The organism is uncultured Nocardioides sp. (assembly GCF_947488025.1).
In the GTDB taxonomy this organism is placed as follows: domain Bacteria; phylum Actinomycetota; class Actinomycetes; order Propionibacteriales; family Nocardioidaceae; genus Nocardioides.
On record NZ_CANKYS010000005.1, the window covers coordinates 102,467 to 126,383 of the forward strand.

The window sequence follows — 23,917 nt, forward strand, 5'->3', positions numbered from 1 at the left end:
CCGAGCATGAGCGTCATGGATCTCTTCCGCCTCGACGGCAAGGTCGTCATCGTCACCGGCGCCTCGAGCGGGCTGGGTGTCGCGTTCGCGCACTGCTTCGCAGAAGCAGGCGCCGACGTGGTGCTGGGTGCGCGTCGGGTCGACAAGCTCGAGCGGGTCGCCGACTCCGTCCGCTCGACCGGACGCAGGGTGCTCGCGGTCGCGACCGACGTCGCCGACCCCGACCAGTGCCAGCGGCTCGTCGACGAGGCGATGGCGAAGTTCGGCCGCGTCGACGTGCTCGTCAACAACGCAGGCGTCGGCACCGCCGTGCCCGCCACCCACGAGACGCCCGAGCAGTTCCGCTCGGTCATCGACGTCAACCTCAACGGCTGCTACTGGATGGCCCAGGCGTGCGGCCGCGTGATGCAGCCCGGCTCGAGCATCGTCAACATCTCCTCGATCCTCGGCATCACCACCGGCGGCCTGCCGCAGGCGGCGTACTCCGCCTCGAAGGCCGGGCTCGGCGGGCTCACCCGCGACCTCGCCCAGCAGTGGATGGGCCGCAAGGGCATCCGGGTCAACGCGCTCGCGCCGGGCTTCTTCTCCTCGGAGATGACCGCCACCTACCCCGACGGCTACCTCGACACCGTGATGACCCGCGTTCCGGCCGGCCGCAAGGGTGACCCGCGCGAGCTGGCCGCGACCGCCGTGTGGCTCGCCTCCGACGCCGCGGGCTACGTCACCGGGCAGATGATCCCGGTCGACGGCGGACTCACCATCGCGTGAGGGGGGCCTGATGTCCCACGGGGACTACAAGGCGTTCTTCGCCGCGACCTGCGCCGGCTACGTCGAGCTCGTCCGCCACCACCTCGACGCCGGGGTGGACGTCGACTTCGTCCATCCCGAGCTGCAGTCGACCGCTCTGGTCGCAGCCCTCGAGGAGGGTCGTGAGGACGTGGCGCTCCTCCTGCTCGACCACGGGGCGTCCCCGACGCTCCTCTCCCCGCTCGAGGGGGCCACTCCCCTGCAGGCAGCTCGTGCGGCGGGCCTCGACCGGGTGGCGGCCCGGCTCAGCCGGGCCTCGCCGGCCACCTGACGACCGCGACCCCGTCGAGGACCACGGCAGGTACGGCGTCCGCCTCCCGCACCGCGAGCTCGAGCGTCACGGCCGGCACGGAGCCGTCGTCGTCCCAGACCATCGACCAGCGCGCCGTGCCGCCGACCGCCGACTCGTCGACCACCAGGCCCAGGCTCTCGTCGTGCCGGACGGGGTCGAGCCCGAGCGCGACCAGCATCTCGGCGACCCGGTCGGGGTCGGTCGGCGTCCAGACCACGGTCGCCACCACGGGGCCGTCGGCCGGACCCGCCACCATCGGCGTCGTCCACTCGATCAGGAACGGGAGCGAGCCGTCGTACGGCCCCGGGCCCACGTCGCACACGCGCCACTCGAGCAGGTCGCCGGCCGGGGTGCGGCGCGAGCCGGGTACGGGCGGGTCGGGCTCGAACCCGGCCGCCTCCAACGCCGTACGCGCCTCGTCGAGGTCGTCGACAGCGACGGCCCACGAGATCGGGCCGCGCGCCGACCGGATGCGGTCGAGCCACGGGTTGGACTCGTCCGAACCGGCCGCGATCAGCTCGACGTACGCCGGTCCGGGTCCGCGGACCAGCACGTTCTCCGTGCCGACGGGGTGCGCTCCCCCGCGCTCGGCGGGCAGCCCGGCCGCGCGCCAGCGGGCGGCCGCCTCGTCGAGGTCCGCGACGGCGACGACGAGGTGGTCGAAGCGCGCGCCCATCGGATCAGGAACGCGCCGCGGCGAGGATCTCCGTGACGGCGGTGACGAGGCCGGCGATGTCCTCGTCGCTGGCGACCAGCGGCGGGGCGAAGCGGACCGTCGAGCCGTGGGTGTCCTTGGCGAGGATGCCGCGGGCCATGAGCGCCTCCGACATCTGACGACCCGACATCAGGGACGGGTCGATGTCGATGCCGGCCCAGGCGCCGCGGACGCGGACGTCGGAGAGGCCCTGGCCGACGAGCGACCCGAAGCCTGCCTGCAGCTGGGCGCCGATCTCGGTCGAGCGGGCCTGGAAGGTGCCCTCCTCGAGCATCGCGACGACCTCGGTGCCGATGGCGGCGGCGAGCGGGTTGCCGCCGAAGGTCGAGCCGTGGGAGCCGGGGGTGATGACGTCCATGACCTCGTGGTCGGCCGCGATGGCGGAGACGGGGTAGATGCCGCCGCCGAGCGCCTTGCCCATGATGTAGATGTCGGGGACGACGTCCTCGTGGTCGCACGCGAACGTCGTGCCGGAGCGGGCCAGGCCGGACTGGATCTCGTCGGCCACCATCAGCACGTTGCGCTCGGTGCACAACGCGCGCAGGTCGCGCAGGAAGCCCTCGGGCGGCATGACCACGCCACCCTCGCCCTGGATCGGCTCGAAGAGCACGGCGACCGTGGTCTCGTCGATGGCGGAGGCGATCGCCTCGACGTCGCCGTACTTCACGCCGCGGAAGCCGGTGGTGAACGGGGCGTAGCCCGAGGTCGCCACGTCGTCGTCGGAGAAGCTGACGATGGTGGTCGTGCGGCCGTGGAAGTTGCCCTCCATCGTGATGATGGTGGCCTGACCGGCGGGCACGCCCTTGACCTCGTAGCCCCACTTGCGGCTCACCTTGATGGCGGTCTCGACGGCCTCGGCACCGGAGTTCATCGGCAGGATCATGTCCTTGCCGGTCAGCCGGCACAGCGCCTCGGCGAAGCCGCTCAGCTTGTCGTTGAAGAACGCGCGGCTGGTCAGCGTGAGCCGGCCGAGCTGCTCGCGCGCGACTGCGACGAGGCGCTCGTTGGAGTGGCCGAAGTTGAGCGCCGAGTAGCCGGCGAGGCAGTCGAGGTAGCGCTTGCCGTCGACGTCGATGACCCATGCGCCGTCGCCCTCGGCGAGCACCACGGGCAGCGGGTGGTAGTTGTGCGCGGCGTAGCGCTCGGTCGCCTCGATGTGGGCGGCGGTGCGCTCGGAGACGGCCGGGGTGGCGCTGGCGGAGACGTCGGTCGCGGTCATGAGCACATGGTGCCACCGGGTCCGTCCGAACGCCGATTCGCTCCGTATCCGGTACGGACCGACCCGCGCCGATGAACTTCCACGCGCTGAGGTGGATCTTCAGGAGCATGCACGCTCACGGCCGCAGAAGTCAGACGAATTTCCACGCGTACGCGTGGAAGTTCAGCCGCGGCCCGAGACGCGGCGCCCGAAACGACAGGAGTCCGGCGCTCTCGCGCCGGACTCCTGAGTTGGTGGAGCTGAGGGGACTCGAACCCCTGACCCTCTGCATGCCATGCAGATGCGCTACCAGCTGCGCCACAGCCCCAACATCGTCCTTCCGTGGAGCCGGAAGGACAACGCGCAGAACATTAGCCGACACCTGACCGGCAGGTGAAATCGGGGTCCGGGCTCAGGTCAACCAACGCCAGAGGAGCCAGAACCCGAGCGCCGCGACGACCAGCCCGGCGAGCACCGGGACCGCCATCAGCGCGACCGCGCCGACGACGTACGCCGTGCTCGGGGGCTCGCGCAGCGGCTGGCGCTCGACCTCGCGGAGCAGCAGGCGAAGGTTCTTGCGGTTGGCCCGGTGGGCGACGTCGAGGAGGTCGCCGACGCCCGGGACGAGGCCCAGCACCGCGTCGACGACGAGGTTGAGGCCCATCCACGCCAGCACCGCCATCGGGACGCGCGCCCGGATGGCGTCGCGGACGATGACGCCGGACAGGGCGCTGCCCACGAAGTCGCCGATCCCCGGCACGAGCCCGATGACGGCATCCAGGCCGAGCCCGATGCGGGTGCCGGGCACGGTGACGGCGTCGTCCATCACCTTCGCCAGCTGCCTGCTGAGGGCGAGGTCGACCTCACGAGCCCGGTCGCTCAACCGACGACCCGGTTCCAGGCCAGCAGCGACCAGGAGCCTCCCCGGTGCACGAGCTCGGCCCAACCGCAGTTGTCGAGCCCGTGGAGTGCCGTCGGGGACGCACCCACCAGGGACGTGACAGCCATCCTGATCGCCCACCCGTGGGAGATCGCGACGGCCGTTCCGTGCGTACTGCTGCTCTGCCCGAGGTCACGCAGCGCCGCGACCATCCGCGCCTCGACCTCCTGCTCGCTCTCGGTGTCGAGCGGCGCGCCGCCGGAGAAGAAGTCCTCGGCCTCGACCGGGTGTGCGGTCCGGATCTCGTCGGCCGTCATCCCGCTGAAGATGCCGACGCGGCGCTCACGCAGGCGCGGGTCGGCGAGCGCGGGCAGGCCGCACGCCTCGGCGACGTGCGCGGCCGTGGCGGCTGCTCGCGCGAGGTCGGACGTCCACAGGGCCACCGGTCGCATCGCGGCGATCGCGGGCGCGACGGCCTGCGCCTGCGCGACCCCGGTCTCCGAGAGCGTGACGTCCGCGTGGCCCTGGTAGCGGCCGACGGCGTTCCAGTCAGTGAGCCCGTGGCGGAGCAGGACCAGGCGCCTCACGCGAGGGTCAGCGGGATGAGCGGGCAGTCGCTCCAGAGTCGCTCGAGGGCGTAGAAGGACCGCTCCTCCTCGTGCTGCACGTGGACCACGATCTCGCCGTAGTCGAGGAGCACCCAGCGCCCCTCCTTGTGGCCCTCGCGACGGATCGGCTTCGCGCCGACCTCGCGGAGCTTGTCCTCCACCTCGTCGACGATCGCGCCGACGGCCCGCTCGTTGTTGGCACTGGCGATCACGAAGGCGTCGGTGATGGCGAGCTGGTCGCTGACGTCGAAGGCCAGGACCTGGTCGGCCTTCTTGTCGTGTGCGGCCTGGGCCGCGACGGCGACGAGCTCGAGGGCGTGGTCGGTGGCAGTCATGCGGAGTCCTTGCTGGTGGTGGCGCTGGAGCCGGTGGTGGTGCTGGTCGGGGTGCTGGTGGAGGTGTAGAGGTGGTGCTTGGCGATGTACTGGACGACTCCGTCGGGCACGAGGTACCAGACGGGCTCGCCGCGCCGCTTGCGGTCGCGGCAGTCGGTGGAGGAGATCGCCAGGGCGGGGATCTCGACCATGGTGACGCGGTCGGCGGGGATCTTGGCGAGCGCCTGCGGGTCCATCTCGTAGCCGGGCCGCGTGCAGCCGACGAAGTTGGCCAGCTCGAAGAGCTCCTCGACGTCGCGCCAGGTGAAGATGTCGGCGAGGGCGTCGGCGCCGGTGATGAAGAACAGCTCCGCGTCGGGCATCTCGGCCTTGAGGTCGCGCAGCGTGTCGATCGTGTAGGTCTTGCCCGCGCGGTCGATGTCCACCCGGGAGACGTTGAAGCGCGGGTTGGCCGCGGTCGCGACCACGGTCATCAGGTAGCGGTGCTCGGCGGTGGTGACCTGCCGGTCGCTCTTCTGCCACGGGTCGCCGGTGGGCACGAAGACGACCTCGTCGAGGTCGAACCAGGCCTGCACCTCGGACGCGGCCACGAGGTGGCCGTGGTGGATGGGGTCGAAGGTGCCGCCCATCACCCCGACGCGGCGCTGCCCCACGGGACCGGTCACCGGATCAGCTGTGCTCGCGACCGCCACCGAAGGAGACCACGGCGAGCAGCAGGACGAGCAGCAGCGCCAGGGCGATGGCACCCACGACGTAGGGGTGGACGGCAGGCTCGCTCTCGGCCTCGACGGCCAGCGTGATGACGGTGCTCAGCATGGCGCTCACCCTACCGGCACGGCCGCCGCGTCACCGGACGTGGCCCTCGCCGACCACGACGTACTTGCTCGAGGTCATCTCGGGCAGGCCCATCGGGCCACGTGCGTGCAGCTTCTGCGTGGAGATGCCGATCTCGGCACCGAAGCCGAACTCCCCGCCGTCGGTGAAGCGGGTGGACGCGTTGACCATCACCGCGGCCGAGTCGACCGCGGCCACGAAGCGCCGGATGGTCGCCTGGTCACGGGCGAGGATCGCCTCGGTGTGGCCGGAGGACCAGCGGCGGATGTGCGCGATGGCTCCCTCGACGTCGGTCACCACGGCGGCGGAGATCTCCAGCGCCAGGAACTCGGCCGCGTGGTCCTCGTCGGTCACCGGCACCACGTCGTCGTACTCCGCGAAGGCGCTGTCACCGTGGATCAGCACGCCGGCGTCCTGGAGCGCCTCGACCGCCAGCGGCAGGAACTCGTCGGCGACGTCCTCGTGCACGAGCAGCGACTCGGCGGCGTTGCAGACGCTGGTGCGGTGGGTCTTGGAGTTGAGCACGATCGCGAGTGCCTGCTCCAGGTCGGCCGAGGCGTCGACGTAGACGTGGCAGTTGCCCACACCGGTCTCGATGACGGGCACGGTCGACTCCTCCACGACGCGTCGGATCAGGCCCGCTCCACCGCGCGGGATGAGCACGTCGACGAGTCCGCGGGCCCGCATCAGCGCCTTCACGCTGTCGTGGGTCTCCCCCGGCACGAGCTGTACGACGTCCTCCGGGAGGCCGCTGCCCGCCAGCGCGCCGCGCATCGCGGTGACGATCGCGGCGTTGCTCGACCGGGCGCTCGACGAGCCGCGCAGCAGCACCGCGTTGCCGGCCTTGAGGCAGATCCCGGCGGCGTCGGCGGTGACGTTGGGACGGGCCTCGTAGATCATCCCGACCACCCCGAACGGCACCCGCACCTGGCGCAGCTCGAGCCCGTTGGCCAGCGTGCTGCCGCGCAGCACCTCGCCCACGGGGTCGGGCAGGGCGGCGACGTCGCGCAGGCCCTGCGCCATCGCCGCGAGGCGGGAGTCGTCGAGCCGGAGGCGGTCGACGATGTTGGCGGGCGTGCCGCCGGACTCGGCGCGCGCGACGTCCTCGGCGTTGGCGGCCAGGACCTCCGGCGCAGAGGTGAGGAGCGCGTCGGCCATCGCGTGCAGGGCGGCGTCCTTGGTGGCCCGCGTCGCCGTAGCCAGGTCGTGGCTCGCGGCCCGGGCGCGACCGGCGACCGCGCGCACGTCCTCCTCGCTGCTCATGCTGGCCAGCGTAGGGCGAGCGAGCCCAGGGTGGCGCCATGTCTCGCATCACGGGGTGATCGCCTTGGCGACGGCAGCGGCTGTCCTGACCGCTCGACCGTGGGCGCCGCGTACGACGGACGCCCCCGACCGCGCGGTCGGGGGCGTTCGTCGTACAGGGGGGCGAGGGCTCAGCCCTTGCGCTCCTTGACCTTCTCGGTGGCGGCGGGCAGGACCGTGTGGAGGTCGCCCACGACGCCGAAGTCGACGAGCTCGAAGATCGGGGCCTCGGGGTCCTTGTTGACCGCGACGATCGTCTTCGAGGTCTGCATGCCGGCGCGGTGCTGGATCGCACCCGAGATGCCGTTGGCGACGTAGAGCTGCGGCGAGACCGTCTTGCCGGTCTGGCCGACCTGGAACGCGTGCGGCATCCAGCCCGAGTCGACCGCGGCACGCGAAGCACCCACGGCCGCGCCGAGCGAGTCGGCGAAGCCCTCGACGGGCTCGAAGTTGCCGCCGGTGCCACGACCACCGGAGACCACGATCGCGGCCTCGGTGAGCTCGGGGCGACCCGTCGACTGGCGCGGCTGGGTGGCCACGACCTGGGCGGTCTTCGCGACGTCGCTGATGGTCGCGGCGAACGCCTCGACCGCGGCGGCACCCTCGGCCTCCTCGGGGGCCGCCGAGTTGGGCTTGACCGTGATGATCGGCGTGCCGGTGGTGACCTTCGCCTGCACGGTGTAGTTGCCGGCGAACACCGACTGCGTGGTCAGGCCGCCCTCGGCCACGTCGACGGCGTCGGTGATCAGCCCCGAGCCGAGCTTGATCGCCAGGCGACCAGCGACCTCCTTGTTCTCGAACGTCGAGGGCAGCAGGACCGCAGCCGGGCTGGTCTTCTCGGCCAGCTGCTTCACCAACTGTTCGAGGGCCTCGGCCTTTGGCGCGACGAGGTAGCCCTTGATCTGGGCGTCGTCGATCACGTAGACCTTCGCGGCGCCGTACTTCTTCACCTTCTCGGCCACGGCGTCGCCCTGATCGGGGGAACCGAAGAACACCGCGGCGGGCTCGCCGAGGCGGCGCGCGATGGTCAGCAGCTCGTAGGTCGGCTTCTTGACCTCGCCGTCGGCGTGGTCGATGACAACAAGAACCTCAGACATCTCTGGCAGCTCCTCAGATGAACTTCTTGGACGCGAGGAAGTCGACCAGCGCGCCGGCGCCCGAGCCGTCCTCGTCGGTGACGATCTCGCCGGCGGTGCGCGGCGGGCGGGCGGTGGTGTCCTCGACCTGGGTGTAGGCCACGGACAGTCCGACCTGGTCGGCGTCGAGGCCGAGGTCGGTCAGCGACCACGTCTCGAGCGGCTTCTTCTTCGCCGCCATGATGCCCTTGAACGACGGGTAGCGGGCCTCGCCCGACTGGTCGGTCACCGAGAGCACGATCGGCAGCGTCGCGCCGATGACCTCGGTCGAGCCCTCGTTGTCGCGCTTGATGCGGACCTGGTCGCCCTGCGACTCCACGACGGACGCGAGGGTCACCTGGGGCATGCCGAGGCGCTCGGCCAGCATGGCCGGGACGACCGAGCCGGAGGCGTCGGTGGACGCCATGCCGCAGACCACGAGGTCGGCGCCGGTGTCGGCCTTGATCTTCTCGATGGCCTTGGCCAGGACCAGGGAGGTGCCGAGGTAGTCGGAGCCGGCGATGGCGTCGTCGACCACGTGGACGCCCGCGTCCGCGCCCATCTGCAGCGACTTGCGCACCGCGTCGACGGCCTTCTCCGGACCGACGGTCAGCGCGGTGACGGTGATCTCCTCACCCTCACGCTTCTCCCGGAACTGGAGCGCCTGCTCCACGGCGTACTCATCGAGCTCGGACAGCAGGCCGTCGACGCCAACGCGGTCGACGGTGTTGTCGTCCTCGAACTTGCGGTCGGCCGTCGCGTCCGGCACGTACTTCACACAGACAACAATGTTCATGGTGGTGTGGCCTCGCGGCCCCTCCTGTGCACTCGGATGTGGCTATGAGGTTACTGGTCGGTCAATGTCGACCGGAATGGCGATCCGGGTGCGGTCGCTCACAGTGACGCGGCCGCACCCCTGGCCCGTCAGGGCTTGATGATGCGTTCGAGGACCCGCCCGACCACGAGCCAGGCGATCGCGGCGAGGCCCCAGTTGAACAGTGCGTTCTTGACCTCCGCGCCCTCGCCGGTGAACTGCTTGATGCCGTCCCGGCGGGAGAAGATCCCCAGGTCGGCCCACGAGGCGCCCCTGAGGATCGCCTGGACCAGCTCGTTGGACTTGTTGGCGTCCAGGGCGATCAGCAGCGCCCCCACCGCGAGCAGCAGTGCGGCGAACGCGCACGCGAGCCACACCAGCTGGGCGAGCGTCGCCCGGATCTTCGTCGTCACGTGGTGTTCCTCTCGGTCCCGGACCGCTCAGCGGCCCACGAAGGTTGCCTTGCCCGGTCCGTTCTCAACGAACGAGGTGATGCCGCGGGTACGGTCCTCGGTCGCGAAGACCCCGGCGAACTGCTGACGCTCGATCTCCAGCCCGGTGTCGAGGTCGACCTCGCTGCCCCGGTCGATGCACTCCTTGGCCGCCCGGATCGCCAGCGCGGCCGCGTTGCTGAACTGGGCGGCGTACGCCGTCGCCTCCTCCAGCACGCGGTCCGCGGAGACGACCCGGTCGACCATCCCGATGCGCAGCGCCTCGTCGGCCTTCACGAACCGGCCGGTGAAGATGATGTCCTTGGCCTTCGCGGTGCCGACCAGGCGGGTCAGGCGCTGGGTGCCGCCGGCGCCGGGGATGATCCCGAGCAGGACCTCGGGCTGGCCGAGGACGGCGTCCTCGGCGGCGAACCGCAGGTCAGCCGCCAGCGCCAGCTCGCAGCCGCCGCCCAGGGCGTAGCCGTTGACGGCGGCGATGACGGGCTTGGGGATCCGGGCGATCGCGGTCGTCGCCGCGCTGACCGAGGTGGAGGCCTTCACCATGTCGGAGTAGGTCCAGTCGGCCATCTCCTTGACGTCGTTGCCGGCGGCGAAGACGCGCTCGCCTCCCCACAGCACCACGGCGCGTACGTCGTCGCGCTCGGTGAGCTCGGCCGCGGCCTCGCGCAGGTCGGCCTGCACCTGGACGCTGATCGCGTTCATCTTCGGGCGGTCGAGCCGCAGGACCGCGACCCCGTCGGTCACGTCGATCGAGACGAACTCCATGGTGGCTCCTTGTCACGTGGGACGGCGCGCGGACGCTGCCGTGGTTGGCCGCGGTGCGAGCCGCATTGTGCCGTGCCCCTCCGATGCGACCACAATGGCCCGCGTGACACCCCCCTGGAGGACCACTGCCTGGCAGCACGACGGCGAGACCATGTCGGTCTGGCCCGGTCGCAACCACCCCCTGGGGGCGACGTGGTCCTGGGAGTCGACCAACTTCGCCGTGTACGCCCCCGAGGCGCGTGCGATGTGGGTCTGCCTGTTCGACGACGCCGGCGTCGAGACCCGGCACCGGCTCACCGAGCTCTCGCTGGGCGTCTGGCACGGCGCCGTCCCGGGCGTCGCCCGCGGCGCGCTCTACGGCTACCGCGCCGACGGACCGTGGGACCCCGAGGCCGGCCTGCGGTTCAACCCGGCCAAGCTGCTCCTCGACCCCTACGGGAAGGCCGTCTCGGGAGACCTCGTCGTCGACAAGGCGATCTTCGGCTACGTGATGGACGACCCCGCGACGCGCAGCGACCTCGACTCGGCGCCCTACGTCCCGCGCAGCGTGGTGGTGCACGACGACTTCCAGTGGGGCCCCGACACCTCGCCGCACCGGCGGTGGCGCGACACCGTGATCTACGAGATGCACGTCAAGGGCATGACCGCGCTGCACGACCGGGTGCCCGAGGAGCTCCGGGGGACGTACGCCGGCCTGGCGACGCCGGCGGTGACCGACTACCTCAAGGACCTCGGCGTGACGGCGGTCGAGCTGCTGCCCGTGCACCAGTTCTTCTCCGAGCCCGCCCTCGCCGAGCGCGGGCTGACCAACTACTGGGGCTACAACTCGCTGTGCTTCTTCGCCCCGCACAACGCGTACTCGTCCGCCGGCGACCGCGGCCAGCAGGTCACCGAGTTCAAGCAGATGGTCAAGGACTTCCACCTCGCCGGGCTCGAGGTCATCCTCGACGTGGTCTACAACCACACCGCCGAGGCCGGCCCCCGCGGGCCGACCCTGAGCTTCCGCGGCCTCGACGACCGCGGCTACTACCAGCGGGTCGTGCCGCCCGCCGCGAAGCCGGGCCAGAAGCCCGAGCCCGTGCGCTACTGGGACGTCACCGGCTGCGGCAACACCGTCGACGCCACCCACACCCAGAGCCTGCGGATGATCCTCGACTCCCTGCGCTACTGGGTCACCGAGATGCACGTCGACGGCTTCCGCTTCGACCTGATGAGCGCGCTGACCCGCACCGACCAGGTCGTCGACATGGGCTCGCACCTGCTCACCGCGATCGGCCAGGACCCGGTGCTGCGCCACGTGAAGCTCGTCGCCGAGCCGTGGGACGCGTCGATGGACGGCTACCGGGTCGGGCAGTTCCCGCCGCCGTGGGTCGAGTGGAACGACCAGTTCCGCGACACCGTGCGCGACTTCTGGCGCGGTCACTCCGGCGGCGTACGCACCGTGGCGACGCGGCTGGCCGGGTCGAGCGACCTGTACGCCGACGACGGTCGCTCGCCCTACGCCTCGGTCAACTTCATCACCGCCCACGACGGCTTCACCCTGCGCGACCTGGTGTCGTACAACGACAAGCACAACGAGGCCAACGGCGAGGACAACCGCGACGGCACCGACAACAACCGGTCGTGGAACTGTGGCGTCGAGGGCGAGACCGACGACCCGGAGGTCGTCGCGCTGCGACGTCGGCAGGCAGCCAACCTGATGGCGACGCTGTGCTTCTCCAGCGGCGTGCCGATGCTCACGGCGGGCGACGAGCGCGGCCGCACCCAGGGCGGCAACAACAACGCCTACGGCCAGGACAACGAGACGTCCTGGATCGACTGGCGCCCCGACGACGCCTGGCTCGACGTCTACGAGATCACCAAGACCGCCCTGCGCCTGCGGCGCGAGCACCCGGCGCTGCGGCAGCGGCACTGGTTCGAGGGACGCCCGACGATCAAGGGCGGCATCAAGGACCTCGTCTGGGTGCACCCGAGCGGTCGTGAGATGACCGTCCACGACTGGAACGACGACAGCATCCGCACCATCGGGATGTTCCTCAACGGAGCTCCCCTGCGCTCCCCAGGCCCGCGCGGCGAGCAGGTGCACGACCGGTCGTTCATGATCTGGCTCAACTCCGGCGTCGACGACGTCGAGCTGGTGCTTCCGGCCAACCAGTGGGTCCACCATGGCGAGGTGGTGCTGTCGACCAACACCGACATCGCCGTCGGGACACCGGTGGTCGCGGGCGCGTCGATGGAGCTGCAGGCACGCTCGGTGCTGGTGCTGCGCCAGACCTGACGCCGGCGCTCAGGCCGGTCGCGCCTCGGTCGCGGTCTTCGCGGCCGCGATGACCCCGGTGAGTCGGTCGCGGAGCTCCATCAGCTCGTCGAGGTCCATCCCCAGGCGCCGGAGGATCGTGCCCGGCACCTCGAGGGCCTGCGTCCGCAGGTCGCGCCCGCGGGACGTCAGCGCCACGGCGAGGCTGCGCTCGTCCGCGGGGTTGCGGTCGCGCCGCACCAGGTCGGCCGCCTCGAGCCGCCTCAGCAGCCGCGAGAGCGTGGCCGGGTCGACCTCGAGCCGCCGGCTGAGCTCGGTCACCGACAGCGGCTCCTCGCCCCAGAGCGCCAGCATCACGAGGTACTGCGGGTGGGTCAGTCCCATCGGCTCCAGCACCGGGCGGTAGACCGAGATGACCGTGCGGGACGCCACGGCCAGGGCGAAGCAGACCTGACGCTCGAGGGCCAGGGGATCATCGATTCGGCTGGGCGCGGACATTCCGTTAGCCTAGCAATCGTTGTCACAGCAAACGATTCGAGAGAGGCTCGCATGGCCGGCAGCGTTCCCGCCCGACGTACGGAGAAGGGTCGCGGCCACCTGCTCGACCTCGACGCCCCACGGCGGATCGTCGCGGACCCCGAGAAGGACGCCCGTGACCTCGCCCGCGTGCAGCGCTGGGTGATGTCGACCCTGGCCGTGACCACGATCCTGCACCTGGTGGTCGGCCTCGTCGTCGCTGCCGTGATGCTGGACGACTCCCCCACCTCGTCCAAGGTCGGGCTCAACGTCATTGCCGGCATCTTCGCCGCGATGGCCGTCGCCGTCGGTCGCGCCATCCACGGCAAGCGCATCCTCTCGCCGTGGCTGCTGCTGGCCGTGGTCCCCACCGCCGTCGGGCTCTGGCTGACCTTCGGCTGAGGCAGCCGTCCCGGGTCTACAGCCGTGTCATGGGAGCACCGGACGACCCACGCGACTCGCGCTTCACGACCCTGCCCGTCGGCGTGCGGGCCGAGGACACGGTCGCGGGTCTGGACACCGGCCACGCCCCCGACCCCGACGACGTACGCAACGTCGACCAGCACGCCGCACTGCGCGACGACTGACCGCCGCCCTCGTCGGCGGTCGCGTCAGAGCCCGAGCACCTGCACGGTCACGAGGTACGTCCCGCGCACTCCGTCGGGGTCGTGGAGGGCCGGGTCGTCGTCGGCCACCCCGGCCGCGCGGGCGCGCACGGCTGCGCCCGGGTCCACGGCCGTGAGGTCGGCAGCGAGGGCGGCGACCACCTGCGGCAGGTCGTGGTCGTCGAGGTGGTCGAGCACCAGACCGTCGTGCAGCATGCCCGCCGCCTCTGCCATCAGCGCGCGGGCGGTCTCCGCGTCCACGTCGGACCGCGACGAGGCAGCGGAGTCGGCAGCCGCGAGGAAGGGCTCGAGGATGCCGGGCGGAGCGGTCGAGGGCATGGAGCGATCGTCCTCGGATCGGGCCCACCCGACAACCGCCCACCGAGCCGGTCCCTGAACTTCTCAGGCCGTGCACGGGCCGACATCTTCAGCGATCCCCGGACGGCCGGGGATCGCTGAAGTTGTCAGGCAGTTCAGGCGGGCTCGGCAACCAGCCCGAGCTCGGCGACCGAGGCCAGCGACTCGTTGCGCGGGACGACGCGGACGGTGTAGCCGAACGGGCCGGAGACGGCGAGCGGCACGGCGGCGTCGAAGCGGTGGCGGTTGCCGTCGTAGGACTCCCCCACCAGCATCGGCGTGACCGAGGTCGAGGTGAGGACGTCGTCGGAGCCGATCCGGCCGTGCACGACCTGCACCTCGACGTCGTCGGGCGAGAGCGAGCCGAGGGCCACCCAGGCGCGGACGGCGAGCGTCGCACCCACCACGGCCTGGTCGCCGACGCCCTCGGAGTCGACGTGCTCGACGCGGACGCCCGGCCACGCGGCGCGGACCTCGTGCTTCCAGCCCGACAGGGTGCGGGCCCCGGCGTAGTCGGAGTTGAGCGCGCGCGCGGTGTGCGCGGCGGGGGCGTAGAGCTCGCGGACGTAGTCGCGCACCTGGCGGGTGGCGAGCACCTTGGGGCCGAGCGACTTCAGCGTGTGGCGGACCATCTCCAGCCAGCGCGGCGGCACGCCCTCGTCGTTGGTCTCGTAGAAGCGCGGCACGACATCGGTCTCGAGCAGGTCGTAGAGCGCATTGGCCTCGAGGTCGTCACGCCGGTCGGCGTCGTCGATGCCGTCGGCCGACGGGATCGCCCAGCCGTTGTTGCCGTCGTACCACTCGTCCCACCAGCCGTCGAGGATCGAGAGGTTGAGACCGCCGTTGAGCGCGGCCTTCATGCCGGAGGTGCCGCACGCCTCGTAGGGGCGCAGCGGGTTGTTGAGCCACACGTCGCAGCCGGGATAGAGCGGCTGCGCCATCGCGATGTCGTAGTTGGGCAGGAACGCGATGCGGTGCCGGACCTCCGGGTCGTCGGCGAAGCGCACCATCTCCTGGATGAGCCGCTTGCCGGTCTCGTCGGCCGGGTGCGCCTTGCCGGCGATGACCAGCTGGATGGGGCGCTCGGGGTCGAGCAGCAGCTTCTTGAGACGGGCCGGGTCGCGCAGCATCAGCGTGAGCCGCTTGTACGTCGGCACGCGGCGTGCGAAGCCGATGGTCAGCACGTCGGGGTCGAGCGCGCTGTCGATCCAGGTGGTCTCGGCAGCGGCGTAGCCCCGCTTGGTCGCCGAGCGACGCATGCGGTCGCGGGCGTCGTCGACGAAGCGGGTGCGCAGCGTGCGCTTGAGGTCCCAGATCTCGCGGTCGCTGATCTGGTCGACGAGTGGCCACAGGGCGTCGGTGTCGTCGCTGTCGACGTCGGCGCCGCGGCTCGCGGCCAGCTCGATGACCTCGCGGGCGATCCAGGTCGGGCCGTGGACGCCGTTGGTGATCGACGTGATCGGCACCTCGGCTTCGTCGAAGGCCGGCCAGAGGCCGTTGAACATGCCCCGGGAGACGTGTCCGTGCAGCTCGGAGACGCCGTTGGCGCGCTGGGCGAGGCGGAAGCCCATGACCGCCATGTTGAAGACGCCGGCGTCGCCGCCCTCGTAGTCCTCGGCGCCGAGCGCGAGGATCCGGTCGACCGGGACACCCGGCGTCGGCGAGTTGCCGCCGAAGTACTGCGAGACGAGCTCGCGCGGGAACCGGTCGATGCCTGCGGGCACCGGCGTGTGGGTGGTGAAGACCGTGCCGGCGCGGGTGATCTCGAGCGCGGTGTCGACGTCGAGGCGTGGGCCGGCCTCGTCGACGGTGAGCTCGCGGATGCGCTCGATGCCGAGGAAGCCGGCGTGGCCCTCGTTGGCGTGGAACACCTCCGGCGCCGGGGCGCCGGTGATGCGCGACCACACCCGCAGGGCGCGTACGCCGCCGACGCCGAGGAGCAGCTCCTGGCGCAGCCGGTGCTCGGAGTTGCCGCCGTAGAGCCGGTCGGTCACGTCTCGGTAGTGGGCGCTGTTCTCCTCGATGTCGGTGTCGAGGAGCAGCAGCGGCACGCGACCGACGTGGGCGACGAGGATCCGGGCGACCAGGTCGGGGCCGTCGGGGAGGGCGATCGAGACCGTCGCCCGGGTGCCGTCGGCCTCGCGCAGCACGCTCAGCGGCAGCTCGTCGGGGTCGAGGACGGGGTAGCTCTCCTGCTGCCAGCCGTCACGGTCGAGCGCCTGCTTGAAGTAGCCGTGGCGGTAGAACAGGCCCACGCCCACCAGCGGGATGCCGAGGTCGGAGGACGCCTTGAGGTGGTCGCCGGCCAGGATGCCGAGGCCGCCGGAGTACTGCGGCAGCACCGAGGTGATGCCGAACTCGGAGGAGAAGTACGCGATGGCGCGGGGCGCGTCGTCGCCGGCCTTGCGGGCGTACCAGCGGTCCTCGGAGAGGTAGCGCTGCAGGTCGGCGTGGGCCGCGTCGAGGCGGCTGCGGAAGTCGCCGTCCTCGACGAGCTCGTCGAGCCGCTCTCGGCCGACCGCGCCGAGGAAGCGCACCGGGTCGCACTTGACCTGGCGCCACAGCTCGGGGTCGATCGATGAGAACACGTCCTGGGTGGGCGGGTGCCAGGACCAGCGCAGGTTGCCGGCCAGGACGGACAGCGCCCCCAGGGGCTCGGGCAGGACAGGACGGACGGTGAATCGTCGGAACGCTCGCACGGACCAGCACGCTAGGCCATTTCTTGGAACGATCCAACCTTCGAGCCAAAGGGGTGAGACCGAAGGGGTCCCGGCTTGCGTGCGGGGTCGGGGTTCGCAAGTGTGGGGCCATGGTTGGACGGATACCCGTGATGGATGTCTCTCCCGTGGTCGACCTGGGTCGACAGTCGGCCAAGGCCACCGTCGGCGAGCCGATGCCGGTGCGCGCGTCGGTGTTCCGCGAGGGCCACGACCAGCTCGCCGCGGAGGTGGTGGCCACCGACCCGGCGGGACGTACGCGCGACCCGGTGCGGATGCGACCCGACGGTGAGGCGCCCAACCGCTACGTCGCCCACGTGACGCCCGACGTCGAGGGCGAGTGGACCTTCGAGATCCACTCGTGGTCGGACCCCGTCGCGACCTGGGAGCACGACGCGGGCATCAAGATCCCCGCCGGGGTCGACGTGGAGCTGATGTTCACCGAGGCACGGCTGCTGCTGGAGCGGGTGGCCGCGGGGACGGGCAAGGACGCCCTCGACGAGCGGTCGGCCGCCGTCGTCTCGGGTGCGGTCTCGGCCGCGACCGACACCGACCGTCCCGTCGCTGCGCGCCTGGCCGCCCTCCAGGACCCCGAGCTCGAGGCCGTGCTCCTCGCCCACCCGCTGCGCGAGCTGCTCACCGTCACCGGGCCGTTCCGGTTCCGCGCCGACCGCACCCGCGCGCTCTTCGGCAGCTGGTACGAGTTCTTCCCGCGCTCGGAGGGCGCGACGCGCGACGAGAAGACCGGCAAGGTCACCAGCGGCAACTTCCGCACGGCCACCAAGCGGCTCGACCGGGTGGCCGAGATGGGCTTCGACGTCCTCTACCTGCCGCCGATCCACCCGATCGGCGAGGTCAACCGCAAGGGCCCCAACAACACCCTGACCCCCGGTCCCGACGACACCGGCTCGCCGTGGGCGATCGGCAGCAAGGACGGCGGCCACGACGCGATCCACCCCGACCTCGGGACGTTCGAGGACTTCGACGCCTTCGTGGCGCGTGCTCGTGAGCTCGACATCGAGGTGGCCCTCGACCTCGCGCTGCAGGCGGCGCCCGACCACCCGTGGGTGACCACGCACCCGCAGTTCTTCACCACGCGTGCGGACGGGACCATCGCCTACGCCGAGAACCCGCCGAAGAAGTACCAGGACATCTACCCGATGAACTTCGACAACGACCCGGCCGGCATCTGCCGCGAGGTGCTGCGGGTCGTGAAGCTCTGGATGTCGCACGGGGTGCGGATCTTCCGCGTCGACAACCCCCACACCAAGCCGCTCGCCTTCTGGGAGTGGCTGCTGGCGGAGGTACGGCGTACGGACCCGGACGTGCTCTTCCTGTCCGAGGCCTTCACCAAGCCGGCGATGATGCACGGGCTCGGTGCGGTCGGCTACCACCAGAGCTACACCTACTTCACCTGGCGCACGGGCAAGCGCGAGATCGAGGACTACCTCGTCGAGGTCGCGCACGAGTCCGACCACCTGATGCGGCCCAACTTCTTCGTCAACACCCCCGACATCCTCCACGCCTACCTGCAGTACGGCGGCCCGGCGGCGTTCAAGGTGCGCGCCGCGCTCGCCGCGACGGGGTCGCCCAGCTGGGGCGTGTACGCCGGCTACGAGCTGTTCGAGCACGTCGCCGTCAAGCCGGGCTCGGAGGAGTACCTCGACTCCGAGAAGTACCAGATCCGCGTCCGCGACTGGGAGAAGCGGGACGCCGAGGGCACGACGCTGGCGCCCTACCTGACCCGGCTCAACGAGATCCGGCGTCACCACCCGGCCCTCCAGCTGCTGCGCAACGTGACCATCCACTCCGCCGACGACGACCACGTGCTGGTCTTCTCGAAGAAGCAGGCCCTCCCTGATGGGCAGAGCGACGTCGTCATCTCGGTGATCAACCTCGACCCGCACGGCACGCGCGAGACCATGGTCCACCTCGACATGCCGGCGCTCGGCATGGAGTGGCACGACTCGTTCGTCGCCCACGACGAGATCACCGGTGAGGACTGGAGCTGGACCGCCCACAACTACGTCCGGCTCGACCCCGGCTACGAACCTGCCCACGTGATCGCCGTCAGGAGGACCCGTTGACCGAGCACCCCACGTCGGCCCAGATGCCGACGGACGCGACCCGCGCGACCGCCGTGCTCAACGCGGAACCCGAGTGGTTCCGCACGGCGGTCTTCTACGAGGTGCTGGTGCGGTCTTTCCGGGACTCCAACGGTGACGGGACCGGCGACTTCAAGGGCCTGATCGAGAAGCTCGACTACCTCGAGTGGCTGGGCGTGGACTGCCTGTGGGTCCCGCCGTTCTTCACCTCGCCCCTGCGCGACGGCGGCTACGACGTGGCCGACTACAACAACATCCTCCCCGAGTGCGGCACCGTCGAGGACTTCCACGAGTTCCTCGACGCCTGCCACCAGCGCGGCATCCGGGTGATCATCGACTTCGTCATGAACCACACCAGTGACGCCCACCCGTGGTTCCAGGCCAGCCGCAGCGACCCCGACGGCCCCTACGGCGACTTCTACGTGTGGTCCGACACCGACGAGCTCTACCAGGAGGCCCGGGTCATCTTCGTCGACACCGAGCCGTCCAACTGGACGTGGGACCCGGTGCGCCAGCAGTACTTCTGGCACCGGTTCTTCCACCACCAGCCCGACCTCAACTTCGACAACCCGAAGGTCCACGACGCGATGCTGGACGCGATGGCGTTCTGGCTCGACATGGGCCTCGACGGCTTCCGGCTCGACGCGGTGCCCTACCTCTACGAGCGCCCCGGCACCAACGGCGAGAACCTCCCCGAGACGCACGACTTCCTCAAGAAGTGCCGCCGCTTCGTCGACGAGCACTACCCCGGACGCGTACTGCTCTGCGAGGCCAACCAGTGGCCCGCCGACGTGGTCGAGTACTTCGGCCCGGAGGAGACCGAGGACGGCCGGTGGATCGGCACCGAGTGCCACATGGCCTTCCACTTCCCCGTCATGCCCCGCATCTTCATGGCGGTGCGCCGTGAGTCGCGCTTCCCGATCTCGGAGATCCTCGAGCAGACGCCGGCGATCCCCGACGGCTGCCAGTGGGGCATCTTCCTGCGCAACCACGACGAGCTCACCCTCGAGATGGTGACCGACGAGGACCGCGACTACATGTGGTCGGAGTACGCCCACGACCCGCGCATGAAGGCCAACATCGGCATCCGCCGCCGGCTCGCGCCCCTGCTCGACAACGACGTCAACCGCATGGAGCTCTTCACCGCGCTCCTGCTGTCGCTGCCCGGCTCGCCCGTCCTCTACTACGGCGACGAGATCGGGATGGGCGACAACATCTGGCTCGGCGACCGCGACGGCGTGCGTACGCCGATGCAGTGGACGCCCGACCGCAACGCGGGCTTCTCCAACGCCACGCCCGGCAAGCTCCACCTGCCGGCGATCCAGGACCCGGTCTACGGCTACCAGTCGGTCAACGTCGAGGCTCAGCTGGAGAACACGTCCTCGCTGCTGCACTGGACGCGACGGCTGGTCCACGCGCGGCGCCGTCACCCGGCCTTCGGGCTCGGCGACTTCGTGGACCTCGGCGGCTCCAACCCGAGCGTCCTGTCCTACATCCGCGAGCACCGCGGCGACGAGGATCGCGACGTGATCCTCTGCGTCAACAACCTGTCCCGCTTCCCGCAGCCCGTCGAGCTCGACCTGCGGCAGTGGGAGGGCATGGTCCCCGTCGAGCTGCTGGGCGGCGTGCCGTTCCCCGCCGTCGGCGAGCTGCCCTACCTGCTGACCCTGGGCGGCTACGGCTTCCTGTGGCTGCGGTTGACGGATCCGAGCAGCACGGGAGGGGAACCGTGAGCAGCACCGAGATCAAGGCCTGGATCGACCAGGCGCGCTGGTTCGGCGGCAAGGGGCGCGACTGGGAGCTCGGCGGCGTACGCCGGGTGGGCCGGCTGCCCGACGCGCCCGACTGGCTGCACGTCACCATCGAGCTCGCCGAGGTCGCCTACGCCGACGGGTCGAGCGACCTCTACCAGCTGCCGCTCGCCTTCTACACCGAGCCGCAGGAGCGGATCGCGCACGCGCTCATCGGCGAGTGGGAGGACGACGAGCTCGGCCCCTCCTTCGTCTACGACGCGCTGCACGACCGCCAGGCGATGGCGCTGTGGCTGGCGGCGTTCGCCCGGCACGGTGTCGAGCCCAGGCCGCCCTCCGACGTGCGCGACGACCTCATGTTCCACCGGCTGCCGGGGCACGACCTCGACATCGAGGCCCACTCCACGCTCTTCTCCGGCGAGCAGTCCAACTCGTCGGTGGCCTTCGGCGAGGACGCGCTGATGAAGGTCTTCCGCAAGGTGACCCCGGGGGTCAACCCCGACATCGCGATCCACCAGGTCCTCACCGAGGCCGGGTCGACGCACGTCGCCGCGCTCTACGGGTGGCTCGACCTCGTCGACGACGACACCAACACGACGATCCAGCTCGCGATGCTGCAGCAGTTCCTCCGCACGGCGAGCGACGGCTGGGACCTGGCCCTGGCCAGCGTGCGCAACCTCTTCGCCGAGGCCGACCTGCACGCCGACGAGGTCGGCGGCGACTTCGCCGGCGAGGCCGCGCGGCTCGGGATCGCGCTGGCCGAGGTGCACGCCGACCTCGCCGCGCACTTCCCGGTCGAGCGGCGCGAGGCCGGCGCCCTGGGCGAGCTGGCCGGCGTGATGGAGGGCCGGCTCGTCGCCGCGCTCGACGTCGTACCCGACCTGGCGCCGTACGAGGCCGGGCTGCGCGAGACGTTCGCCCGGCTGCGCGAGCTCGACGGCGTCGACGTGCAGCAGGTCCACGGCGACCTGCACCTCGGTCAGACGCTGCGCACCGTCAGGGGCTGGAAGATCGTCGACTTCGAGGGCGAGCCGGCCAAGCCGCTCGCCGAGCGGCTCAAGCCCGACTCGGTCTGGCGCGACGTGGCGGGCATGATCCGCTCCTTCGACTACGCCCCGCGCGTGGTGGCCATGACCGGTGGCGCCGACGTGGGCGGCGAGGCCGAGCAGCGCGCCTACCGCGCCTCGGAGTGGGCCGCGCGCAACCGCGCAGCGTTCCTCGATGCCTACACCGACAAGCGCGGCGAGGCGCTCGACGGCGCCAACGAGGCGCTGCTCGACGCCTACCTCGCGGACAAGGTCGTCTACGAGGCGGTCTACGAAGCACGCAACCGTCCGGGATGGCTCTCCATCCCCCTCGCCGCGCTGGAGGAGACATCATGAGCAACCCCGTCAGCAAGCCTGTGAGCACCACCGGGAGCACCACCGGGAACAACACCGGGAGCGAGACCGTGGACACCCACGCCCCCGGCGAGCTCGACCTGCACCTGATCGGCGAGGGCCGCCACGAGCAGCTCTGGACCGTGCTCGGCGCACAGGCCGGACCGGACGGCACGTCGTTCCGCGTCTGGGCCCCCAACGCCATGGAGGTCCAGGTCGCCGGCGAGTGGGCCGGCTGGGACGGCTCGGCGCACCCGATGACGCGCCTCGACGGCTCGGGCGTCTGGCACGCCCATGTCGCGGACGCCGGTGTCGGGTCGCAGTACAAGTACCGCATCCGCGGCGCCGACGGCCAGTGGGTCGACCGCGCCGACCCCCTCGCGCAGTACGCCGAGAAGCCGCCGAGCTCCGCCTCGAAGGTGTGGCGCTCGCAGCACGAGTGGAACGACGACGCGTGGCTCGCGGCTCGTGCCTCGAAGAACCCGGTCGACGAGGCGATGTCGACCTACGAGGTGCACCTGGCCTCGTGGCGCAAGCACTACAGCGGCGAGCTCTACTCGTGGGACGAGATCGCCGACGCGCTGGTGCCGTACGTCTCCGACCTCGGCTTCACCCACGTCGAGCTGATGCCGGTGATGCAGCACCCGTTCGGCGGGTCGTGGGGCTACCACGTCACCTCCTACTTCGCCCCGGACTCGCGCTTCGGCGACCCCGACGGGCTCAAGCGCCTCATCGACCGGCTGCACCAGGCCGGTGTGGGCGTCATCCTCGACTGGGTGCCCGGGCACTTCGCCACCGACGAGTGGGCGCTCGCGCGCTTCGACGGCACCCCGCTCTACGAGGACCCCAACCCCCAGCGAGGCTGGCACAAGGAGTGGGGCTCCCACATCTTCAACTTCGGCCGCAACGAGGTGCGCAACTTCCTCTACGCCAACGCGGTCTACTGGCTCGAGGAGTACCACGCCGACGGGCTGCGGGTGGACGGCGTCGCGTCGATGATCTACCTCGACTACGCCCGCGAGCACGGCGAGTGGTCCCCCAACAAGCACGGCGGCCGCGAGAACCTCGAGGCCGTCCAGTTCCTCCAGGAGATGAACGCCACCGTCTACAAGCGAGTCCCCGGCATCGTGACGATCGCCGAGGAGTCCACCGCCTGGCCCGGCGTCACCGGCCCCACCAGTGACGGCGGCCTCGGCTTCGGCTTCAAGTGGAACATGGGCTGGATGCACGACTCGCTCAACTACGTCTCCCAGGACCCGCTCTACCGCAGCCACCACCACGGCCAGATGACGTTCTCGCTGGTCTACGCGTTCGCGGAGAACTACGTGCTGCCGATCAGCCACGACGAGGTCGTGCACGGCAAGGGCTCGCTTCTCCGCAAGATGCCCGGTGACCGCTGGCAGCAGCTGGCCAACCTGCGCGCCTACCTCGCCTACATGTGGGCCCACCCCGGCAAGCAGCTGCTCTTCATGGGCTGCGAGTTCGGCCAGGAGTCCGAGTGGGCCGAGAGCCGCGAGCTCGACTGGTGGCTCCTCGAGCACCCGGAGCACGCGGGCGTCCACGCCATGGTGCGCGACATGAACCGCGCCTACGCGGAGACCGCCGCACTGTGGGGTCGCGACAACGACCCGGCCGGCTTCCAGTGGATCGACGCCAACGACGCGGGCGCCAACACCTTCTCGTTCGTACGCCGCTCCCCCGGCGAGCCCGACCTGGTGTGCGTGGCCAACTTCGCCGGCAACCCGCACGAGGGCTACCGGCTCGGCCTGCCGTCGGCCGGCACCTGGACCGAGGTCCTCAACACCGATGCGGAGTCCTACCACGGCTCCGGTGTGGGCAACCTCGGCTCGATCACCGCGGTCGCGGGCGAGCACCACGGTCAGCCGGCCCACGCCGACATCGTGGTGCCGCCCCTGGCCACGGTCTGGTTCCGGGCCGCCGACTGACAGCGTCCCGGTGTCCTGCCTGCCGGCAGCACCCAGGCCGGGTCAGGGCCTTCGTCGCGCTTCGACGTCGTCCCCTGAAGTGACACGGTCCCGACCGCCTCTCGCGAGGACGATCCACCGGTTGCGGCGCACCCTGTGCCGCAACCCGGAGCTCACGACGTCGTGAG

General features: G+C 71.0%; 24 protein-coding genes and 1 tRNA gene. 9 read left to right on the forward strand and 16 right to left on the reverse strand.

Annotated elements, in window-relative coordinates; all coding sequences use genetic code 11:
- Window positions 1–6 precede the first annotated feature (6 nt).
- Both Q1B24_RS10565 and Q1B24_RS10570 read left to right on the forward strand, forming a co-directional pair.
- Window positions 7–768, forward strand: a complete 762-nt coding sequence (locus Q1B24_RS10565; protein WP_299927559.1) for a 3-oxoacyl-ACP reductase family protein — start codon at window positions 7–9, stop codon at window positions 766–768.
- Window positions 769–778: 10 nt separating this feature from the next.
- Window positions 779–1,078, forward strand: coding sequence for an ankyrin repeat domain-containing protein (locus tag Q1B24_RS10570; protein ID WP_299927564.1), 300 nt, complete (start codon window positions 779–781; stop codon window positions 1,076–1,078).
- Here the strand turns inward: Q1B24_RS10570 and Q1B24_RS10575 are convergent.
- The 13 genes from Q1B24_RS10575 to Q1B24_RS10635 form a co-directional block, all read right to left on the reverse strand.
- A complete protein-coding gene (locus Q1B24_RS10575; protein ID WP_299927567.1) occupies window positions 1,053–1,775 on the reverse strand; it encodes a VOC family protein in 723 nt (240 codons plus the stop codon). The two genes, Q1B24_RS10570 and Q1B24_RS10575, sit on opposite strands and share 26 nt — an antisense overlap.
- 4 nt (window positions 1,776–1,779) lie before the next feature.
- Window positions 1,780–3,033 (reverse strand): ornithine--oxo-acid transaminase, encoded by a 1,254-nt coding sequence (gene rocD / locus Q1B24_RS10580; RefSeq protein WP_299927570.1) that lies wholly within the window; start codon window positions 3,031–3,033, stop codon window positions 1,780–1,782.
- 231 nt (window positions 3,034–3,264) lie between these two features.
- Window positions 3,265–3,340, reverse strand: a tRNA-Ala gene (locus tag Q1B24_RS10585).
- 84 nt (window positions 3,341–3,424) lie between these two features.
- The gene (locus Q1B24_RS10590) at window positions 3,425–3,895 is read right to left on the reverse strand and encodes a DUF4112 domain-containing protein (protein WP_299927574.1); all 471 of its coding nucleotides are present in this window, start codon (window positions 3,893–3,895) and stop codon (window positions 3,425–3,427) included.
- Window positions 3,892–4,479 carry a histidine phosphatase family protein gene (locus Q1B24_RS10595; RefSeq protein ID WP_299927577.1) on the reverse strand — a complete coding sequence of 196 codons (588 nt, stop codon included), beginning with the start codon at window positions 4,477–4,479 and terminating at the stop codon, window positions 3,892–3,894. Before Q1B24_RS10595 ends, Q1B24_RS10590 begins: the two co-directional genes overlap by 4 nt.
- Window positions 4,476–4,835 carry a ribosome silencing factor gene (gene rsfS, locus Q1B24_RS10600; RefSeq protein WP_299927580.1) on the reverse strand — a complete coding sequence of 120 codons (360 nt, stop codon included), beginning with the start codon at window positions 4,833–4,835 and terminating at the stop codon, window positions 4,476–4,478. The genes Q1B24_RS10595 and rsfS overlap by 4 nt, the downstream gene beginning before the upstream one ends.
- Window positions 4,832–5,500 carry a nicotinate-nucleotide adenylyltransferase gene (nadD, locus tag Q1B24_RS10605; RefSeq protein ID WP_299927583.1) on the reverse strand — a complete coding sequence of 223 codons (669 nt, stop codon included), beginning with the start codon at window positions 5,498–5,500 and terminating at the stop codon, window positions 4,832–4,834. Before nadD ends, rsfS begins: the two co-directional genes overlap by 4 nt.
- 4 nt (window positions 5,501–5,504) lie before the next feature.
- Window positions 5,505–5,651 (reverse strand): hypothetical protein, encoded by a 147-nt coding sequence (locus tag Q1B24_RS10610; RefSeq protein WP_299927586.1) that lies wholly within the window; start codon window positions 5,649–5,651, stop codon window positions 5,505–5,507.
- Between the two features lie 30 nt (window positions 5,652–5,681).
- Window positions 5,682–6,932 carry a glutamate-5-semialdehyde dehydrogenase gene (locus Q1B24_RS10615; RefSeq protein ID WP_299927589.1) on the reverse strand — a complete coding sequence of 417 codons (1,251 nt, stop codon included), beginning with the start codon at window positions 6,930–6,932 and terminating at the stop codon, window positions 5,682–5,684.
- Window positions 6,933–7,102: 170 nt separating this feature from the next.
- The gene (locus tag Q1B24_RS10620; RefSeq protein WP_299927594.1) at window positions 7,103–8,068 is read right to left on the reverse strand and encodes an electron transfer flavoprotein subunit alpha/FixB family protein; all 966 of its coding nucleotides are present in this window, start codon (window positions 8,066–8,068) and stop codon (window positions 7,103–7,105) included.
- A 13-nt stretch (window positions 8,069–8,081) separates the two neighbouring features.
- Entirely contained in the window at window positions 8,082–8,864 is a 783-nt protein-coding gene (locus Q1B24_RS10625) for an electron transfer flavoprotein subunit beta/FixA family protein (RefSeq protein WP_299927597.1), read from the reverse strand.
- Between the two features lie 146 nt (window positions 8,865–9,010).
- On the reverse strand, window positions 9,011–9,313 hold the full coding sequence (locus Q1B24_RS10630; RefSeq protein WP_299927601.1) for a hypothetical protein: 303 nt from the start codon (window positions 9,311–9,313) through the stop codon (window positions 9,011–9,013).
- Window positions 9,314–9,340: 27 nt separating this feature from the next.
- Window positions 9,341–10,117 (reverse strand): enoyl-CoA hydratase-related protein, encoded by a 777-nt coding sequence (locus Q1B24_RS10635; RefSeq protein ID WP_299927604.1) that lies wholly within the window; start codon window positions 10,115–10,117, stop codon window positions 9,341–9,343.
- A 103-nt stretch (window positions 10,118–10,220) separates the two neighbouring features.
- On the opposite strand from Q1B24_RS10635, the gene glgX reads away from it, so the two are divergent.
- Window positions 10,221–12,395 carry a glycogen debranching protein GlgX gene (gene glgX, locus Q1B24_RS10640; protein ID WP_366916469.1) on the forward strand — a complete coding sequence of 725 codons (2,175 nt, stop codon included), beginning with the start codon at window positions 10,221–10,223 and terminating at the stop codon, window positions 12,393–12,395.
- 9 nt (window positions 12,396–12,404) lie between these two features.
- Here the strand turns inward: glgX and Q1B24_RS10645 are convergent, their stop codons facing one another.
- Window positions 12,405–12,872, reverse strand: a complete 468-nt coding sequence (locus tag Q1B24_RS10645) for a MarR family transcriptional regulator (protein WP_299927607.1) — start codon at window positions 12,870–12,872, stop codon at window positions 12,405–12,407.
- Between the two features lie 51 nt (window positions 12,873–12,923).
- On the opposite strand from Q1B24_RS10645, the gene Q1B24_RS10650 reads away from it, so the two are divergent.
- A complete protein-coding gene (locus Q1B24_RS10650) occupies window positions 12,924–13,292 on the forward strand; it encodes a hypothetical protein (RefSeq protein ID WP_299927610.1) in 369 nt (122 codons plus the stop codon).
- Between the two features lie 29 nt (window positions 13,293–13,321).
- The gene (locus tag Q1B24_RS10655; protein WP_299927613.1) at window positions 13,322–13,477 is read left to right on the forward strand and encodes a hypothetical protein; all 156 of its coding nucleotides are present in this window, start codon (window positions 13,322–13,324) and stop codon (window positions 13,475–13,477) included.
- A 24-nt stretch (window positions 13,478–13,501) separates the two neighbouring features.
- Here Q1B24_RS10655 and Q1B24_RS10660 read toward each other — a convergent pair whose 3' ends face one another.
- Entirely contained in the window at window positions 13,502–13,834 is a 333-nt protein-coding gene (locus Q1B24_RS10660; protein ID WP_299927616.1) for a hypothetical protein, read from the reverse strand.
- A 134-nt stretch (window positions 13,835–13,968) separates the two neighbouring features.
- On the reverse strand, window positions 13,969–16,551 hold the full coding sequence (gene glgP / locus Q1B24_RS10665) for an alpha-glucan family phosphorylase (RefSeq protein WP_299927619.1): 2,583 nt from the start codon (window positions 16,549–16,551) through the stop codon (window positions 13,969–13,971).
- 110 nt (window positions 16,552–16,661) lie between these two features.
- Here glgP and Q1B24_RS10670 point away from each other — a divergent pair, with 110 nt between their 5' ends.
- The 4 genes from Q1B24_RS10670 to glgB are packed head-to-tail and all read left to right on the forward strand — an operon-like array spanning window position 16,662 to window position 23,750.
- Window positions 16,662–18,656, forward strand: a complete 1,995-nt coding sequence (locus Q1B24_RS10670; protein WP_299927628.1) for an alpha-1,4-glucan--maltose-1-phosphate maltosyltransferase — start codon at window positions 16,662–16,664, stop codon at window positions 18,654–18,656.
- Between the two features lie 23 nt (window positions 18,657–18,679).
- Window positions 18,680–20,407: a maltose alpha-D-glucosyltransferase gene (gene treS / locus Q1B24_RS10675; RefSeq protein ID WP_299928073.1), complete on the forward strand. Its 1,728-nt coding sequence runs from the start codon at window positions 18,680–18,682 to the stop codon at window positions 20,405–20,407.
- The gene (locus Q1B24_RS10680) at window positions 20,404–21,807 is read left to right on the forward strand and encodes a hypothetical protein (protein WP_299927631.1); all 1,404 of its coding nucleotides are present in this window, start codon (window positions 20,404–20,406) and stop codon (window positions 21,805–21,807) included. Before treS ends, Q1B24_RS10680 begins: the two co-directional genes overlap by 4 nt.
- The gene (gene glgB, locus Q1B24_RS10685) at window positions 21,804–23,750 is read left to right on the forward strand and encodes a 1,4-alpha-glucan branching protein GlgB (RefSeq protein WP_299927636.1); all 1,947 of its coding nucleotides are present in this window, start codon (window positions 21,804–21,806) and stop codon (window positions 23,748–23,750) included. Before Q1B24_RS10680 ends, glgB begins: the two co-directional genes overlap by 4 nt.
- The last annotated feature ends 167 nt before the right edge of the window (window positions 23,751–23,917 follow it).

Bases quoted from the DNA above. Each gene is read 5' to 3' on its own strand.
- rocD (WP_299927570.1), bottom strand. From the start codon at position 3,033: ATGACCGCGACCGACGTCTCCGCCAGCGCCACCCCGGCCGTCTCCGAG.
- Q1B24_RS10660 (WP_299927616.1), bottom strand. From the start codon at position 13,834: ATGCCCTCGACCGCTCCGCCCGGCATCCTCGAGCCCTTCCTCGCGGCT.
- Q1B24_RS10670 (WP_299927628.1), top strand. From the start codon at position 16,662: ATGGTTGGACGGATACCCGTGATGGATGTCTCTCCCGTGGTCGACCTG.
- Q1B24_RS10645 (WP_299927607.1), bottom strand. From the start codon at position 12,872: ATGTCCGCGCCCAGCCGAATCGATGATCCCCTGGCCCTCGAGCGTCAG.
- Q1B24_RS10655 (WP_299927613.1), top strand. From the start codon at position 13,322: ATGGGAGCACCGGACGACCCACGCGACTCGCGCTTCACGACCCTGCCC.
- glgB (WP_299927636.1), top strand. From the start codon at position 21,804: ATGAGCAACCCCGTCAGCAAGCCTGTGAGCACCACCGGGAGCACCACC.
- Q1B24_RS10565 (WP_299927559.1), top strand. From the start codon at position 7: ATGAGCGTCATGGATCTCTTCCGCCTCGACGGCAAGGTCGTCATCGTC.
- rsfS (WP_299927580.1), bottom strand. From the start codon at position 4,835: ATGACTGCCACCGACCACGCCCTCGAGCTCGTCGCCGTCGCGGCCCAG.
- Q1B24_RS10570 (WP_299927564.1), top strand. From the start codon at position 779: ATGTCCCACGGGGACTACAAGGCGTTCTTCGCCGCGACCTGCGCCGGC.
- Q1B24_RS10620 (WP_299927594.1), bottom strand. From the start codon at position 8,068: ATGTCTGAGGTTCTTGTTGTCATCGACCACGCCGACGGCGAGGTCAAG.
- Q1B24_RS10650 (WP_299927610.1), top strand. From the start codon at position 12,924: ATGGCCGGCAGCGTTCCCGCCCGACGTACGGAGAAGGGTCGCGGCCAC.
- treS (WP_299928073.1), top strand. From the start codon at position 18,680: ATGCCGACGGACGCGACCCGCGCGACCGCCGTGCTCAACGCGGAACCC.
- Q1B24_RS10575 (WP_299927567.1), bottom strand. From the start codon at position 1,775: ATGGGCGCGCGCTTCGACCACCTCGTCGTCGCCGTCGCGGACCTCGAC.
- Q1B24_RS10635 (WP_299927604.1), bottom strand. From the start codon at position 10,117: ATGGAGTTCGTCTCGATCGACGTGACCGACGGGGTCGCGGTCCTGCGG.
- Q1B24_RS10610 (WP_299927586.1), bottom strand. From the start codon at position 5,651: ATGCTGAGCACCGTCATCACGCTGGCCGTCGAGGCCGAGAGCGAGCCT.
- Q1B24_RS10615 (WP_299927589.1), bottom strand. From the start codon at position 6,932: ATGAGCAGCGAGGAGGACGTGCGCGCGGTCGCCGGTCGCGCCCGGGCC.